Annotated in this window: 11 protein-coding genes and 2 pseudogenes; 6 read left to right on the forward strand and 7 right to left on the reverse strand. The window is 44.1% G+C overall.

Annotated features, from left to right (window positions below):
- Positions 1–212: 212 nt before the first annotated feature.
- Positions 213–3,500, forward strand: coding sequence for a ribonucleoside-triphosphate reductase, adenosylcobalamin-dependent (gene nrdJ, locus D0A34_15735; protein UNU20138.1), 3,288 nt, complete (start codon positions 213–215; stop codon positions 3,498–3,500).
- Positions 3,501–3,617: 117 nt separating this feature from the next.
- Here nrdJ and D0A34_15740 read toward each other — a convergent pair whose 3' ends face one another.
- The 3 genes from D0A34_15740 to D0A34_15750 all read right to left on the reverse strand — a co-directional run bounded on the left by D0A34_15740 (position 3,618) and on the right by D0A34_15750 (position 6,988).
- Positions 3,618–5,912 carry a stem cell self-renewal protein Piwi gene (locus tag D0A34_15740; protein ID UNU20139.1) on the reverse strand — a complete coding sequence of 765 codons (2,295 nt, stop codon included), beginning with the start codon at positions 5,910–5,912 and terminating at the stop codon, positions 3,618–3,620.
- Complete coding sequence (locus tag D0A34_15745; GenBank protein UNU22319.1) at positions 5,909–6,646, reverse strand: hypothetical protein; 738 nt, start codon at positions 6,644–6,646, stop codon at positions 5,909–5,911. Before D0A34_15745 ends, D0A34_15740 begins: the two co-directional genes overlap by 4 nt.
- 120 nt (positions 6,647–6,766) lie before the next feature.
- Complete coding sequence (locus D0A34_15750) at positions 6,767–6,988, reverse strand: hypothetical protein (GenBank protein ID UNU20140.1); 222 nt, start codon at positions 6,986–6,988, stop codon at positions 6,767–6,769.
- Between the two features lie 348 nt (positions 6,989–7,336).
- On the opposite strand from D0A34_15750, the pseudogene D0A34_15755 reads away from it, so the two are divergent.
- From D0A34_15755 to D0A34_15765, 3 genes and pseudogenes are all read left to right on the forward strand, one after another.
- A pseudogene (locus D0A34_15755) lies at positions 7,337–7,648 on the forward strand (XRE family transcriptional regulator).
- A gap of 3 nt (positions 7,649–7,651) precedes the next feature.
- The gene (locus tag D0A34_15760) at positions 7,652–8,422 is read left to right on the forward strand and encodes an ImmA/IrrE family metallo-endopeptidase (protein ID UNU22320.1); all 771 of its coding nucleotides are present in this window, start codon (positions 7,652–7,654) and stop codon (positions 8,420–8,422) included.
- Between the two features lie 57 nt (positions 8,423–8,479).
- Positions 8,480–9,172 carry an ImmA/IrrE family metallo-endopeptidase gene (locus D0A34_15765; GenBank protein ID UNU20141.1) on the forward strand — a complete coding sequence of 231 codons (693 nt, stop codon included), beginning with the start codon at positions 8,480–8,482 and terminating at the stop codon, positions 9,170–9,172.
- A gap of 197 nt (positions 9,173–9,369) precedes the next feature.
- Here D0A34_15765 and D0A34_15770 read toward each other — a convergent pair whose 3' ends face one another.
- Positions 9,370–10,656: a Glu/Leu/Phe/Val dehydrogenase gene (locus tag D0A34_15770; protein UNU20142.1), complete on the reverse strand. Its 1,287-nt coding sequence runs from the start codon at positions 10,654–10,656 to the stop codon at positions 9,370–9,372.
- Positions 10,657–11,064: 408 nt separating this feature from the next.
- Here D0A34_15770 and D0A34_15775 point away from each other — a divergent pair, with 408 nt between their 5' ends.
- Positions 11,065–11,676, forward strand: coding sequence for a DUF4126 domain-containing protein (locus D0A34_15775; GenBank protein ID UNU20143.1), 612 nt, complete (start codon positions 11,065–11,067; stop codon positions 11,674–11,676).
- A gap of 120 nt (positions 11,677–11,796) precedes the next feature.
- Here D0A34_15775 and D0A34_15780 read toward each other — a convergent pair whose 3' ends face one another.
- Entirely contained in the window at positions 11,797–12,960 is a 1,164-nt protein-coding gene (locus D0A34_15780; GenBank protein ID UNU20144.1) for a ferrochelatase, read from the reverse strand.
- Positions 12,961–13,060: 100 nt separating this feature from the next.
- Between D0A34_15780 and D0A34_15785 the strand changes: the two are divergent.
- Positions 13,061–13,646: pseudogene (locus tag D0A34_15785) on the forward strand (class I SAM-dependent methyltransferase).
- A 391-nt stretch (positions 13,647–14,037) separates the two neighbouring features.
- Here the strand turns inward: D0A34_15785 and D0A34_15790 are convergent.
- Positions 14,038–15,162 carry a hypothetical protein gene (locus D0A34_15790; protein ID UNU22321.1) on the reverse strand — a complete coding sequence of 375 codons (1,125 nt, stop codon included), beginning with the start codon at positions 15,160–15,162 and terminating at the stop codon, positions 14,038–14,040.
- A 236-nt stretch (positions 15,163–15,398) separates the two neighbouring features.
- Positions 15,399–16,073 carry a membrane-anchored protein gene (locus tag D0A34_15795; GenBank protein ID UNU22322.1) on the reverse strand — a complete coding sequence of 225 codons (675 nt, stop codon included), beginning with the start codon at positions 16,071–16,073 and terminating at the stop codon, positions 15,399–15,401.
- Positions 16,074–16,114 lie beyond the last annotated feature (41 nt).

Below are 16,114 nucleotides of genomic sequence, written 5' to 3' on the forward strand. Positions count from 1 at the left end.
GGTGTGCAGCCCTGGCTTAAAAAGTCAGGGTTGTTTTTTCAACAAAATTACTGGTATCCAGGGGGCAAGCTAGAAAATTTTGCTGAGCTTATACACTTCTGAGCCCCATATCTAGTGCAAATTGTCAAATATATTAACCTTTTACCCTAAATCTGAATCCTGTTGTATATTCGTAGTCTGTTGATATATTCCGACACGTCAGTACACAACCTATGGTTCGAGAATTAGAGCGATCGAGTGCCCGCGAGAAACGCAACCTGTCCGATTTCCCCGAAACAGCACCCGCAGCCAATCCAGTATTTTTTAGGACTTACAGCCGCCGTACCGAGACGGGAAGGGAGACTTGGGAGGAAGTGTGCGATCGAACAGTCAAGGGGCTGCAAAAGCTGGGAAACCTCACCTCCGAAGAAACACAACTGCTGCACCGGATGCAAAACCAGCTCAAAACCCTCGCTTCAGGCCGCTGGCTGTGGGTAGGTGGCAGCAAATGGATCGAGCAACCAGAGAATTTTTCCGGCGCATATAATTGCTCCTCAACAAATATTCTCGACTGGCGTTCCTTTGGTTTGTTGATGGATTTGGCAATGATGGGCTGCGGCACTGGGGCAGTCTTGGAACCACAATATATCAACCAACTGCCGCCGATCCGCAACCGTTTAACCCTAACCATGCAAGGCGAAATCGGCTCTACACCCGCCCAGTCGCGCCGTGAAGAAACAGAAGTAAAAATAGCAGAAAAAACCGCAACTATTTATGTCGGAGATTCTCGCCAAGGTTGGGTAAACTCCTATCAAACTTTGCTGGAATTATCCACAGATGAAAGATTTGCAGGAGAAGTTCAAGTATTCATCGATTTGAGCGACGTTCGCCCGGTGGGAGAACCTTTAAAAGGTTTTGGCGGAGTAGCAAATCCCGTGAAATTGCCCGACCTTTATCAGCGCTGCGCCGCTATTTTGAATAAAGCTTTAGGGCGGCAGTTAAATTCAGTTGAATGCTGCATTTTGATAGATGAAGCGGCGGTCACGATCGTCGCAGGAAATATTAGAAGATCGGCCGGAATGCGTCAGTTTTCTTTTGATGACGAACTGGGGGCAAATGCTAAAAATAATTTGTGGCAACAAGATGAAAGCGGCAACTGGAGAATAGATCCAGAACGCGATGCCCTTCGGATGGCCAACCATACGCGAGTTTTCCATACCAAACCTACACTAGAAGAATGTATTGATGCTGTCCGCAAACAGTATTACAGCGGCGAAGGTGCGATTCAATGGGCTGGCGAAGCCGTAGCTCGATCTAACGTTGATTTACTTTCAACACCGAGTCTTAAACTTGAGTTTTTGAAAGCTTACGACGAAGGAAAAGCTAAAGAGTGGTTGCAGGAACGCCATCCTAATATGACTGCTGGCGAGTTAGAGCATCGGTTAGTCCGCGTGGGCTTAAACCCGTGTGGTGAAATCATCGGCTCTAATTTTCATTGTGTCAGTGGCGACACTCTGCTAATTACTAGAGACGGACTGCATAAAATAAAGGACGTTGTTGGAACTGAAATCGAGATTTGGAATGGTAAAAGATGGAGCTGCGTCACACCATTTAAGACAGCGAGTGATACTTGTGGCGGGCGACGCAAACTTTATCGTGTAAAGTTTGGTGATGGTACTTATCTGGATGCCACAGAATATCATCGCTTTTTTGTCAAGGATCGCTTTGGTAAAGTTTACAGAGAAGTTCAAACCAAAGACTTGATGGATACAAGTCGATATAGCATTCATACTGAACCTTTTACAATTCAGTATGAAGATGGCTTGAATATCGATTCAAGTTATGCTTACACTTTGGGAGTGGCTGTAGGAGATGGAACTACCGACAAAAATGACAATGCGAAAGTTCGACTTTACGAACACAAAATGGCATTATCAGTAGCCGGAAATAAGTCTTCTGAAAGAAGCTATGACTATTTACCTGCTTTTACCGATGTAACTAACTTGAGCTTTTCTGGAGAGTTGCTGAAAAGTTTGAAAGTTAACCCAGAAGCACTAAATGTAATTGCGAGCTGGAATCGGCAAGCAATTTTACATTTTATTGCTGGATTAGCCGATACGGACGGCTCGAATACCCACAGTAATGGTATCAGAATTTATATTTCTGACCGCGCTCGCGCTTTCAGAGTTCAGTTACTTTTGACCAAATGTGGTATTCGTTCGTCGCTAAATCTTTGCGCTCATCAAGGGTCAATTACTAATTACGGTGTCCGAAGTCGGGATTTGTACTACTTGCAAATTACTGACTGTGGTGAAATTCCTTGTCAGCGGTTAGATGTGAGCAAAGGGACGAATGCTAAACACAAAGGTAAATGGCAAGTGGTCAGAAGTGTCGAAGAATTACCAGGATTGCACGATACTTACTGCTTCAACGAACCAGAGTTTCATAAGGGAGTTTTCGGCAATACCCTAGCTGGAAACTGTAATTTGGCGGAGGTTCACCTCAATCAAATTGATCCTTACAACTTCAAAGAACAGGAGGAAGCTTTCAGGGCGGCGGCTCTATCTGTCGCGGTACTTCTCAATCACAAATTTATTGAACCCCGCTATCAATACAGCCGCGAATTAGACCCGATTGTCGGCGTATCTTTCACGGGATTGTTCGATTTCTTTGTTCATGCTTTTGGCGTTGAGTGGCTGCGCTGGTGGGTGGAAGGCCGCCCGCAAACTCCGCAAGGAATCGCTTTTAAACAGCGGGAAGAAGAGTATTTGAGTGGTTGGCGCGAGATTGTGAATCGGGTAGTATGGGATTATTGCGATCGCCATTCCTTAAAACGCCCAAATCGCTGCACAACGGTTCAACCATCGGGTACTAAATCTCTGCTGACAGGTGCTTCTCCCGGCTGGCATCCGCCGAAAGCCCAGCGTTTCATTCGCCGAATCACTTTCGGCAAAAACGACCCCGTAGCCCTCGCCTGCATCGACTACGGATACAATGTGATTCCGTCTCAATCTGACAAAGATGAAAACGGCAATTTGCTGAACAATCCCTTCGACGAACGCTGCACGGAATGGCTGGTAGAAATACCCGTTGCGGTAAGTTGGGCTGATTTACCCGGTGCTGATGAAATTGACATTAACAAATTCTCAGCGGCGGCACAAATGGACTTTTATATGCAGGTGCAAAAGTTCTATGTCCGCCATAACACTTCGGCCACGATTGAACTGCGCGAAAATGAAGTTGAAAGTTTGGGCACTCGGATTTATGAAGCCATTCGCGATGATGAAGGCTACATTTCCGCAGCGCTTTTGGCTAGGTTTGATGCTCTTGAAACTTTCCCGCGTCTACCCTTTGAACCGGTGAGCAAGGAAATTTACACCAAGATGGTGGAAGAGACGGTAGCGCGCCGCCAAATAGATGTTTTTCATGCGGCACTAAGTCGCTATGACTTAGGTGAAATGATGGATTCGGGGCCGGCGGGCTGCGATTCCGATAAGTGTTTGATGCCGGAGACTAAATAGATTTAGCGATCGGCTTAAGTATGAGAAATCCCCTGGCTTTGGGGATTTCTTTTTTTTGAGTTGCACAAAAATTCTAAAGCCTTGATTGAGGCTGTTCTGGAGAAGAGGTGATCGCTCTTACAGCCAAAATTGTTTATCCCCATCCAATGCACCCGGAGAAATCCCTTGTAAACGACGATAAGCGATGCGATCGGAGCCATATAGCGGTACAGGTAAGCGCGGCTCTTTAAGGGCTCCATGATGTAGTAAGGTAAGTTTAAGAGTTGCTTCTACTACACTATCAAGTGATACTTGCTGTCCTTCATCAGGAATAACCCTCAAACGCAGGGGATAAGGTAAACCCATTTTCTCAGATTTCACTTCAGTTGTCACTAAAATCACTTCATGGGAAGACAAGCAAAGTGATAACCCTTTTTTTGGTGCTTTCAAAACAGACTGCTCAAAGTTGTAAAGTCGGGGAATTCCTGACTTTATGCACTCCACTAGAATAAAATTGGAACCAATGGCTTTCGATCGTTCCCGTAAATGCTTGATTTCACTACCGCAAAAGTGACCGTCACGGTAAATTAGTACAGTTTTGCGACTGAGTTCAGCAGCAGGGAGAAACCTTTCTAGAGTTCTTTTATCGATTTCTTCACCTTCTATAAGAGCATCTTCTAGCCGATAGCGAATAAACTCTCCTTGTTTACTGTAGAGACGGACACTTGCACAGACATTTAGGCTTCCAGTTCCCTTCTTTTTCGGAGTTCGGGAAATATCGAAGCCGATAAAATAATCCGCAACCTCCAGAGGTTCAGCTAGAATAAAAGGCAAGTTTCCCAATTTGGCCAAAATTCCAGGAATGACTTGATTGAGGATATTTCCGTGATTGCTAGTATCTTTCAGCGTGTCCTCGTAAATGACTTGGCTAGCAATTCCACGGCGAAGTAAGCGCGAAGATATAAAAGCATAAAAGCTGCCATCCTCGCTATTGTCAGCGTGGCGATCGCTCTGCGGTAGAAATGTCAAAACCAGATCTGCGGGAATTACCAATAACTCATCTATCGCTTGTTCCACTCGGGCTTTAGCCTCATCTACGCTCAAGCCATCTGTCAAAACTACCTTTACTCTATCTTCATCAATCTTTTTGGTATCTAGATCTATCAAACGGAGGCTTTGAAATTTGTATTGTTTGAGCCGCTGAGAGATTTGTTCAAGAAAGAAAGAATTGACTTTAAAGTTACCAATTTTTAAAACAGAAATGCGAATTTCTGTGGATGGATCTTCATAGTCACGGTGCTTTCGATAAACACCACCTCTAGAGAGTCCCTTTAAGACTTCACCTCTTTTGCCAATAACATTTTGACCGGACTTGTCTTTTCCGAAAAGTAGTTTTGTTTCATCAAGCTTAAATGGCAGCGTTCGAAATATTTTGGGATGCTGACGGCTATTGATACTATCTCCTAACTGAAAACCATAAATAGCTAGATGTTCTCCAGCCTTTTGTTTGTAGGAGGTTAAACAGTTCTTTCGTTCTAGGTATGGAATTTTAGTATGCTTGAGTAAATCCCCATATTCCATATCAAATTTGTGAGCTGTATCCTTGGTAATACAAGGATAAATAGCTGCCATTGGATAGTGAAATTCTTTTGTCCCCTTGCCAAACTGAACAGCTACTACTGGTTGCTCGTCAGGTGCCGATATGAGTTTTTCTTTGCTAATTGAACCCGTCGCTTTTTCAAGCAATTCTTCTCTACGTTCGCCAATATTTCCGGCAAGATTAACAACGGTAGCAGAACTATTAGTTTCAATTACGCGAACTTTCATTCCGCTCAAAAGCTCTTGAGGCTTGTGTCGGTAAGGATGATTTTCATAGAAATCAGAGAGACTACCATTAAAAGTAAAGTAACTGTGAGGTGTTAAAACCAGTGCGGAGTATAGAATTCCTTGCAGTTCAAAAGTTTCTGCCCAAAAGTCAACTTCACGCTTGACTGCAACACGATTATCAGACCAAACAGTGTCAGCAGGTGAGAAAGTCCGCCTGATTTGTAATACTCTTACAGCTAGTTGAGCAAAGATACAAGCTGTTGGCTCTGGTTGATTTACCCATTGAATTGAGTAAGAGCGATCGCCAATATCATTTTTCAGCTCTTCTATAATTTCATTCAGTGCTGTTCGCCATTCACCTTGGTTCGGCATTGGTTGATCTGGTTTAGCTAAAACCCAGAAACATTTATCTTCCCAAATGACGATCGCATCAGGAAATTTCTGACTGAAACGCCAGCTAAATCGATTGCCAATCTTGCGATCGACTTCGGGAGCTAGTCGAAAGCAGATTAAATTTGGTTTAGAAATACTCAGTTGAAAAATTTCACTCAGATATGTTGGAGATGGGGCAGATTGCCGAGAAATTTGAACGGGAGCAGTAGTCATGCAGCAACCTCTGATACAGAAGAAAATTGACAAATTGAATTAAAGGAACAGTAGCCACAGCTAAAACCAGGATTCGCTGGAAAAATAATACTGAAATCAGCAGGATTATCTCTGTAAAGCTTTAACTGTTTCTGATGCTTTTGAGCAATTAGTGCTAACTCGATCTGAAAAGCTTTGAGTGTACCAGCAGTTGCGCTAATTGGGTCAGACTGCTTGCCAGTCTCCAAATTGTAGAATGAGGCAATAGCTGGTTGGCTCCGATAGAGATAACTGGCTGCTAGCAGGTAAATGTATGCCTGTCGTCTGTCAAAATCTGATTTACCTGTTTTGAAGTCCAAAATGTGCAGCCTGCCATCAGGCTCAACAAAAATGCAGTCAATTGCTGCATAGAAGTTAAACAGATAATTCCCCTGCTTGATGATAATTGCTTGGGGAACTCCCTCATCACCTCGACTCAATTGAATGATGTTCTTGCCAAAAAGAATAGGATGCTGCTGGTAATTTTGTAAGATGAGCTTTACTCGCTCCTCAACCACGGCTGACTGTTGATTTAATTTCAGCATTTCTGCTACTTGCTGTGCACCATCTTTTCGGGATAACAGTTCAGGGGCTTGATGAAATTCATAAACTCCTCTTTGTGCCAGCAGTCCAATTTTCTGAGGTTGGCTGTCAGTCGCTAACAGTGCTGCTATTTGAGGTTCTCGCTGGAGTGCTTTGGCAAAACCGCGCTTCATATCGCAGTGTAAGTGTTCTTGTCCCACTGGTGGAGCAAACTGCAACCAGAGATTATAACTGGCAAATGCCCAAATTTTTTTCACAGGCTGAGCCCTCTAGAATAGAGGGCAGTTATTGGTTCATTTCGTGAGAATTGCGTGAATTGCTTCTTTGGCTTTAGCTGACTTGGATATTCCAGTCTGGTTGGCTAGTTCCAAAGTACGTAACCCTTCCAGCATTTGTTCGGCAGCCTTCCTCACGTTTGGATTCCGGCTTGTCTTTTGCACTTCCTCCAGCAGCAGTGGCAGGGGTCGGCCGATTGAGAAGCACAGTTGATCCGGATTCGATTGCTGTTTTTTCATACTTGGCCTCCTGTATAAAGCTTTGTAACTCAACAACTAGAGGGATGCCAGTCATAGTTGATATATACTTTCAACATATTGGCTAGATGCCTCTAATGTTGAAAGTATATGCAACATGAAAAATTATGTCAAGGGGTCGAGAGATAAAAAAGTATGTTGACATAGCTATTCAACATCAGCTACGATCGACCTATAAGTTATGGTGGATTAACCTATTTGGGTAATAGCTCGACAATAAAAGCATTGAAACCCTTATGAGGTAAAGGTTGTAGCTTTCACACCCTTTGAATGCTCGCAACGTTAAAATCAGTGGGCTTAGGGAATCTCGTCAGTAAATCGGATGTGGCTATGGATAAACAAGAAGGTCAAAGTTTTGGTGCGGTTATTTGGCAAGCCCGCAGGAAAAAGCGATTGAGTCAGAGAGAACTGGCTGTAAAGGTAGGAGTGGACTACACCTACCTTTCAAAACTGGAAAATGACCATGTTGAGGCAAGTGAGAAAGTCATCCGCTCCTTAGCAAAGCATCTAGAGTTGAACGCAGAGGAATTGATCTACCTAGGCGGTCGCATGACCGAACATGACACTGAAGCTCTTGAGGAAATGGTCAGGGCGAATTACAAGGAAATGCCTGCTTTATTCCGTCGAGTGCGGGAAAATCCTGGTATGGATTCATTCGTAGAAGCACGGGAGGAGCAGCTCGCAAAACTGCAACAAGAAAATGCTACCCTCAAAGCCCAAATTTCAGAGCTAGAGAAACAACTACGGATCTATCGTTTTTTTTCCAAAGCGGAAATAGAACGCAGTGCTAATGAAATTCTGCGGCAAATGCAAGCAAAAAAACTTATTCCTAACTGGCCTTTGGATGTCACTCGTGTAGCTGATTTTCTAGGAATTCGTATTTATTATGATATAATTCCTCCTGATGAAGAAGGACCTATTGTGGCTAAAATTTTACATCAAGAACGCGCCATTATTATCAATGAAGATTTGACAATTTTTAATAAAGATATTTCCCCCTTTAAGAATAAATTTTACTCTTCAATAATTGCTCACGAAATAGGACACTGGGTACTTCAAGTTAACCAAGATGAATTTGAAACTTTATCGGAACAGCGGAAGATGAATTATAATGTTGCCAAAGGTATAGATACATTATTGTGTCGCTTTGCTAGCGAAGAACTCGATCGGTACAGTTTGAATAAGCCCGGGAATGGGGTAGAATGGCAAGCTCAATATTTTGCCAGTTGTTTGCTAATGCCTCGCCACCTCTTGGAAGAAAAACGAAAGGGGCGTGATTTAACGAAATGGTCTCATCTTTATGCAATGCGAGATGAACTGGGCGTAAGCATATCACATCTAATTAATCGCCTGCAAGACTTAGGCTGGATTTACATCCCAAAAGGTTCCAAACACATTTACCAAGGTAAAGGCTAGCTCCAATGATATTTCGATAGGTTTGATAACAATCGTAGAAGGTGAGGAGAAGAAAAAATGAACTTATTTAAGCCAGTAAGATTCTTAAAAAAAGAAGAAATCGAAGATAAGGCTAATGAGGTTTTGATGAAGATGAAAAAAGAAGGTTTTATCCCCAAATGGCCTTTTGAAGCTTCTTATGTGGCTGATGCTCTTGAAATTCGTATAGCTAGAGGCAAAATACCACCAGACAATGAGGGAATAATAGCAGCTAAAATAGAACCAATAAAACGTTTAATTACCATTAATGAACTGTTCTTTGCAAACATAAAAATAAATAAAGGGCTGGAAGAATCAACAATCGCTCACGAAATAGGACACTGGGTACTTCATGTCAACCAAGATGAAGCTGATGGTATTGTAAAGCAGCTCGAACTACCTCTAAACTGCCAAGCTACTCCACAGCTATTTTTGTGTCGCAGTCTTGATAAGAGCCATCAAACTACATTCAATAGTAAAGTTGATATTGAATGGCAAGCGCAATATTTTGCTAGCTGTTTGTTAATGCCTAGATATATCTTGGAAGAGAAGCGAAGAGGACGTAACTTACAAAACTGGCCTCACCTCTATGCAATGGCTGATGAACTTGGCGTAACTATATCAAATTTGACAAATCGCCTGCAAGATTTGGGCTTGATTAACATTCCCAAGGGTTCCAAGCAGATATATTTAGGTAATTCAAGACCTAATGGGCAGCAAAAGTTGTTTTAGAAAAGCACGATCGTCCTTTCTCTTCCCCTACTCAAAAAGTGCGATTGTATAGCAACTAGCTTGCATATCGCTTGCGTGGAGGCCTAAAATTCGCCCATAATTCAAAGCCAAGTTTTGTCAAGTCGGTTCGTAGACTGCACTCTTCTCGAATAACTGCGGTAAGATTGTGCGATCGGGCTTCCCCGATCGCACTTCTCTCAACCGTTCACATAATAATCCCGCGTTCCCTTCGCATTCATCGCTTCTCCGAGTCTATTTAACCCGTACACGTAAGCAGCAGTTCTCATCGAAACTGACAATTCCTGAGATTTTTTCCAAATTGCTTCAGTTTCTTCGACCATTTTATGCTTCAACCGCTGGTTGACTTCCTCCAGCGTCCAATAAAGCCCGCTGCGGTTTTGCACCCACTCAAAATAACTAACCGTTACGCCTCCGGCATTGACTAAAATATCAGGGATTACTTGAATTCCCCTCGCTTCTAAAACCAAATCAGCAGCAGAATCAATCGGCCCGTTAGCTACTTCAAAAATAAACTTAGCCTTAACATCATTAACATTCGCTTCAGTTATTTGATTCTCCAAAGCTGCTGGCACCAGCACGTCTACATCTAATGCTAAGAGTTGCTCATTTGTCAAGATTTCGTGTTCGATAATATTGCAAACAGAACCTTCACAGTAAAGAGCTTTGATACCTTTGTTAGAGTTTTTAAAGCCTCGAATACTCGGGATATCCAGACCTTGTTTAGCATAAATTCCCCCTTGGGAATCGCTGACAGCAACAACTTTGTAACCTGCTTTCCACAGCAGTTCTGCTATTTCTGCACCTGCATTACCAAAACCTTGTACTGCGACAGTTGTATCTTGAGGATTTAGCTCAAATTTGGGTAGAAGAGTTTGTACTACAAAAAAAGCACCCATTGCTGTTGCGGTATCTCTGCCCAAACTGCCGCCAATTGTCACTGGTTTACCAGTCACAACCGCTGGAGAAAGCTGCCGCTTAATAATATTGTATTGATCCATCATCCAACCCATAATCATGGGATTGGTGTACACATCCGGCGCGGGAATATCAACATCGGGGCCGATAAAATCTGCGATCGCATCGACATAGCCCCGGCTCAACCGTTCCAATTCCAGTTTGGACAATTCCTTGGGATTGAGAGTGATTCCGCCCTTGGCTCCTCCAAAGGGCAAGTTCAAAACTGCACATTTAAACGTCATCCAAAATGCTAAGGATTGCACTTCATCAAGGGATACTTCCGGATGATAGCGCACTCCTCCTTTAGACGGGCCTCTGGTATTGTCGTAGCGCACTCGATAACCTTGAAAAATTCGCAGGGAACCGTCGTCCATCCGCACGGGAATCGATACAATTAAACTGGATTTGGGGTGTTTCAGCCGTTCAATAGTATCCTCGGAAAGCGACACATATTTTAAGGCTCGTTCTAATCGGCGACTGGCATCGGCAAATAATGAATCAGACATAATAGGAAGGAAGAAGGAAAGCACGACATGGATTTTGACACGGATACACGGATTAATTATTTAGTGTCCGTCAGATTTTGAAGTCAGAGGGAAGAAGGAAGAATAGCTGACATCTTAATTTTAAGTATCTCGGCTGGCCTACTGGTTTTCCTATACATTTTAATTTAATCACAATCCAGGTTGAATTCTGTCAACGGTCAACTGTCAACTGTCCACAAACTGCCTTGTGTCGATCGACAATCTCGCAGTGCCAAGCAGCGATTAAGCAGATACACTTACAATAGAGGGTGATATTTAAGCTCAAGCCCCAATTTGAGTTCGCTCGCTCAAATCACAGCCAGCCATCAGGGAAATTAAATTCTGAAATAGATCGAGGCTTTAGCTGACGTTAGAAACTGAATTATTATTATGGTTGGACTCCTAGCCGCACTCTCTGCGTCTGCGGCAGGGGGTATGAGAATTGCCCTGCCCCTGCTGTTAATTGGTTTGTTGCGGATTGACAAACTTTGGTCGGAAATACCTTTATTGTCGGGGGTTCCCCCCCAGGTGGCTATCACCATCTTGGTGAGTTGGTCGCTGTTAGAGTTATTTGCTTCTAAAACCTTTGTAGGACAGCGGGTACTGCAAATGGTGCAAATTATTTTCAGCCCCATTGTAGGAGCAATTATGGGAATTTCGATCGCTCAGGTAAGTTCGATCGACGAAATTATTGCTCACCCTTGGATGCTGTGGATAATAGGTATTGTCGGAGGTTTGTTGGCTTTAGTGCTGCAACTGGTACAAGCAGGATGGTTTTATCGGCTGCGGGGTTTGCCGATTTGGGTGATTTTCCTCCAAGATGTTCTGTGCATTTCCTTGGTTTTGTTTGCCTTCGACGCCCCGCGGCAGGGAGGGTTAGTTGCTATGATCCTGCTGTGGCTGGCAATTCGCAGTTCTAAAGAGTGGTATCGCTGGTACAGAAGTCAGGGAATACCGGGCGATAGGGGAAATCCCCGCCGCCGCAAGCGCGATCCTGATTAGTTTAGTCTGTAATTATTCCAAGTGGAACTTGTAGGGGCGGGTAAGCGCGCCTAATACAAGATAGAGCGCACAGTCTCGATACAAAACCCGCCCTCTACAGATTCATTGCAGAACCCATTTTTAAAGCAATCCGATCGAGTGTAGCGGGCCCTGACCCGTAATTAACTCCAGCAATAGTGCCACAAAACCAATCATCGCCACACGACCGTTCCAAACTTCCGCCCCCGTAGTCAAACCCCACTCCCACTGCTCTTGAGGGTACATTTTCACTTTCTTGGAAGGGCGTATAACATCAGAGAATTTAACGTTGGGAGATTCGATCGACTCGATGACTAAATCGGCCAAAGCTTCAATAAACACCGGATGAGTATTCAGCGCGGGCACTCGGTAGAAATTTTTAATCCCCGATTCTTCTGCTAATTCTCGATACTCCATGTCAATTTCTTGCAGAGTCTCGATGTGTTCGGAAACAAAACTAATCGGAACTACCAACAAATCTTGGACTCCATTTTCTGCCAATTCGGTAATCGCGTCTTCGGTGTAAGGCTTGAGCCATTCCACCGGGCCAACCCGACTTTGATAAGCTAGAGTGTGTTCGTTCGATCGGTTCAAATGTTCCATAATCAGACGAGTGCAATCTTCAATCTCGCGCTGATAGGGGTCTCCAGCCTCTTCTACGTAGCTGAGGGGGACGCCGTGGGCGCTGAAAAAGATGTGAACTCGATCGGGATTCGGATTGTGGTCTAGTTCTTGGGCTATCAGTTCCGACATTGCCTGAATGTAGCCTGGCCGCTTATACCAAGAAGGAATCGCGGTATATTCGATATCCTTGAGGGCTGGATCTTTGCCCCACATTTCTTCTAGCTGCCGGAAGCTAGAACCGCTGGTGCTGATGGAAAATTGAGGATACAGCGGCAAGATTGTCAAATGTTCGATGCGATCGCGCTTTATTTTGGCGATCGCCTCTTCGGTAAAAGGATGCCAGTAGCGCATCCCCACGTATACTCGAGCATCTTGTCCCTTGGACTGCAATCGTTCTTGCAGCGAAGCTGCTTGTTCTTCGGTAATCCGCCGCAAAGGAGAGCCGCCCCCGATTTGGCGGTAGTTTTCCTGAGATTTCTGAAAACGCAGGGTCGAAATCAACCAGGCGAGCGGTTTTTGCATCCACGGAAACGGGATGCGAATGATTTCCGGGTCAGCAAACAAGTTGAACAGGAAAGGACGGACATCCTCGATTTGATCTGGCCCGCCCAAGTTTAATAGCAATACTCCCACACGACCCATAGCGGTTACAGCTCTCCCAATATCTCAGTTCTGTTACTTATCTTTATCATATAACTTAATAATATCTTAAGTCGATAGCAAGGTATACATAATTTTGACTATGGCAACAATTTTTAGAGATTTAAGTTATCGGTATCAGTGACTGTACGATGCGATCGCGCGTCTGGCTGCTTTGAGCGTAGGCGGCAATGCTCGTTTGAGTCAACTAGCCTGGGAAAATTGGATCGTCCGCGCCGAAACTAAAGTTTTACACCGTTGCTGCGGTAGGGGTCAAACTAAGCGATTTCTAGTGCAATATTTCCACGATGTCACAGGACTTGACGCTTCGCCATTATCTTTGCAAGGGGCAACGAAAAATGTACCATCAGCCAATTATTATTTAGAAGCTTTTGCCGAGTCGATGCCTTTTCCCGACTGTCAGTTTGACAGAAGTACACAGCAGCGTTGCGATGCACGAAATGCGATCGGCGCAATTGCGAAAAATCTTTCAGGAAGTATACCGCCTGCTTAAGCCGGGTGGTCTATTCATTTTGGTAGATTTTCATCCACCCACAAATCCGCTATTTTGGCCAGGGTTGGCTGTATTTTTGTTGTTATTTGAGACTGAAACTGCTTGGAAGTTGATTGAAACTGATTTGGGGAGTTTGTTTGCCGAGGTGGGATTGCGATCGTACAATTCCGAATGAACTCAACAACCAAAACTTTAGGCTGGCGGCAGCATTCAAGTAATCCAAGTTCAAAAGTCATTAGTCATATAAATTCCGGTTGCACCGAAATGATGTTGACTGTTGACTGTTGACTGCTGACTGTTGACTGTTGACTGTTGACTGTTGACTGTGAATCGAACAACTGAAAATTGCGCCGAGATAGGTAACGACTTGTAAAAATCATTCATTAATTGCCCTCGAATTTATTATTCCGATGCAGCCGGAAACGATATCACAAGTCATTAGTAGACTTGAATGGCAAAAGTCGCCAACTATCTGGAAAAGCCTCTGCGTTTATCTGCGTTTATCTGCGGTTTCCCTATCAATAAAAAAAATTGCAATAAGTCTACTAATGACTCATGACTCATAACTAAACAAACTTTTTCGCTTCTGCCAAAGCCGCCTCAAACTTGAGCAATACATCCTTTTCTGTGTGAATAGCTTTCTCTTGTTCCAGCAGCGGGCGGCCAAAGCGAAAAATGCCGTCCTGTTCTACGTGGTCTACATAAGGCAGCGTCTCTGGATGCGGCAAAAATTTTCTGCCGATCGTGTAGGGCGTGTGGAAAGAAAAGCTAAAATCGGGAAACTTGTCGCTCTTGATTTCCAGGTAGTAAAGCGAGTAATAATCTTTGGTTTCGGAGTACACGCATTCGCGGCACTTATTTACCACTTTGCGGTTCTGATAGAAAAAATCCCACTTGTCCCAATAGTAGCCATCTTTCATCATTTCCTGGTGGTCGTCGCACAGTTCGAGATATAATTTGTCAGAATCCGCCGGACGGTAGAAGTAAAGCATGGCGTAAGGCATTTCAATCAGTAACTTGACTGCTTGATTTTTTCGCTGGTACCATTCCTGCTGGTGAGTTTCGTAGATTTCCTTATATTTATTAATTGCTTTGAAGCTGTTGAGCTGATTTTCTTTTGCCCAGCGCGACGCCCAAACTGTCCAGTAAGCTAGCTGGAAGGTTGCTGAAATTTCCGCCGAACCTTGTTCTTTCCAGCCGGCAATGATTTTTTCCCACTCGGAACTAAAAGCTACTCGGGATTGTTCGTTTTCTGCGGGGTTTTCTGTATTGATTGGGGTGGGTATTTGGGGATTATTTTTAATGAGCCCTTTGGGTTCTTTGCGCCAATTATTAATATCGGTTGGCGTTAGACTTAAGATGAATCTTCTGTCGTGAACGGGATATTCTAAATGGATTCCTGATTTGCGGAAAGAGCGGTATTCTAGAACAGGGAGTTTGTCTTGTTCAATCCACTGCTGGCGTTCTGCAGGCGAACACTTGAGTATTGTTTCTAATTCAGCAGGATCGACGGCTAATTCACTTTTGAATGTCTCCCAAAATCTTTCTTGTTCGGCTGGATTTGCTTCCAGCAGGGATACAATTCGGTTGACGAGGTGATCGGTTTTGTCTTGGCAATTGTCGGGAAGTCCTAAGAAGTCGAGGAGTTTGGTCTTGAGTATGCGTCTGGCTGAGATTAGCTCGGCTAACATGAGAAGCTCCAGTAGAGTCATGACTTGCGCCCTTGAATTGGCAAGATTTGCACAAGTCTTATATATCTTAATAGATTCTCCTGGGTTGTCGGCAATTGAAATGTCTGCGCCAGCGAAGCTATCCCGAACGCGCGTGCGTTCGGTGAAGGGTAGGGAATCGCCCAACCTCCGCCTCTATCTAAGCAAAAATACTCAAAACAAGGCCAAAAGACCGATCGACCTTTTGCCGTTTTTGGCTAAAATCGATAATTGCGATCGCGCACCCACAAACTCACAGGCACAGCATGGCCTGTTTTGTCAACCTTTACTTCTACCAAAAATGATTGTCGCTGCTTCCTTTGAGCTTCGCTAATCTCCTGGTTGACTTTTTCCCTTTCATCCTCTGGCATATAATAAGTTTCTAAGCCGTATTCCATCTGCCAACCGTTATATTTGCCCTTAATTGCGATTTGATTGGCGGGTAAATTGCCGGGATTTTCTAGACTGACGCGGACGGGTTTCCAAGCTTGGGGGCGGCCGGGATTAGTCCCGGCTTTTGGCGCTTCTAAGATTACATAAAAACTGGTTTTTGCCTTGACAGTGTTCGTATTTTGTGGACAAACAACTCCGGGCGAACAATATATTTTTTCTTTAGGTAAATCTTGCCAACCGGGCAGTTTTTGGAGATTGGTGCTAGCAGAAATATCATAGCTCAAAACTTGGTAATATCCGCGCAAAAAGTCGTAAGGGTCTACTGGTGCTGTTTGCAGGACAACTGTTTTGCCAGTCATAAAAGTGTAAACTGCGGGAGCGGGTACGGCGGCAATTAGTCCGATTTGCAGCAGCAAAGGAACCCACAGCCGCCACGCAGGAAGGCGTTTTGCTTCCGGGGGAAGGGTGAATGATGGGCGATTAGCGCTGGTCTCTCCTATTTCGGAACTTTTATCTGTGAAATCTGGATTTTCGGTGTTCA

Origin of the sequence: Microcoleus vaginatus PCC 9802 (genome assembly GCA_022701275.1) — a bacterium.
Taxonomy (GTDB): Bacteria; Cyanobacteriota; Cyanobacteriia; order Cyanobacteriales; family Microcoleaceae; genus Microcoleus; species Microcoleus vaginatus_A.

What these genes read in the sequence shown, in the direction of transcription:
- nrdJ (UNU20138.1), top strand. Translation starts at nt 213, where the DNA reads ATGGTTCGAGAATTAGAGCGATCGAGTGCCCGCGAGAAACGCAACCTG.
- D0A34_15740 (UNU20139.1), bottom strand. Translation starts at nt 5,912, where the DNA reads ATGACTACTGCTCCCGTTCAAATTTCTCGGCAATCTGCCCCATCTCCA.
- D0A34_15745 (UNU22319.1), bottom strand. Translation starts at nt 6,646, where the DNA reads ATGAAGCGCGGTTTTGCCAAAGCACTCCAGCGAGAACCTCAAATAGCA.
- D0A34_15750 (UNU20140.1), bottom strand. Translation starts at nt 6,988, where the DNA reads ATGAAAAAACAGCAATCGAATCCGGATCAACTGTGCTTCTCAATCGGC.
- D0A34_15760 (UNU22320.1), top strand. Translation starts at nt 7,652, where the DNA reads ATGGATTCATTCGTAGAAGCACGGGAGGAGCAGCTCGCAAAACTGCAA.
- D0A34_15765 (UNU20141.1), top strand. Translation starts at nt 8,480, where the DNA reads ATGAACTTATTTAAGCCAGTAAGATTCTTAAAAAAAGAAGAAATCGAA.
- D0A34_15770 (UNU20142.1), bottom strand. Translation starts at nt 10,656, where the DNA reads ATGTCTGATTCATTATTTGCCGATGCCAGTCGCCGATTAGAACGAGCC.
- D0A34_15775 (UNU20143.1), top strand. Translation starts at nt 11,065, where the DNA reads ATGGTTGGACTCCTAGCCGCACTCTCTGCGTCTGCGGCAGGGGGTATG.
- D0A34_15780 (UNU20144.1), bottom strand. Translation starts at nt 12,960, where the DNA reads ATGGGTCGTGTGGGAGTATTGCTATTAAACTTGGGCGGGCCAGATCAA.
- D0A34_15790 (UNU22321.1), bottom strand. Translation starts at nt 15,162, where the DNA reads ATGTTAGCCGAGCTAATCTCAGCCAGACGCATACTCAAGACCAAACTC.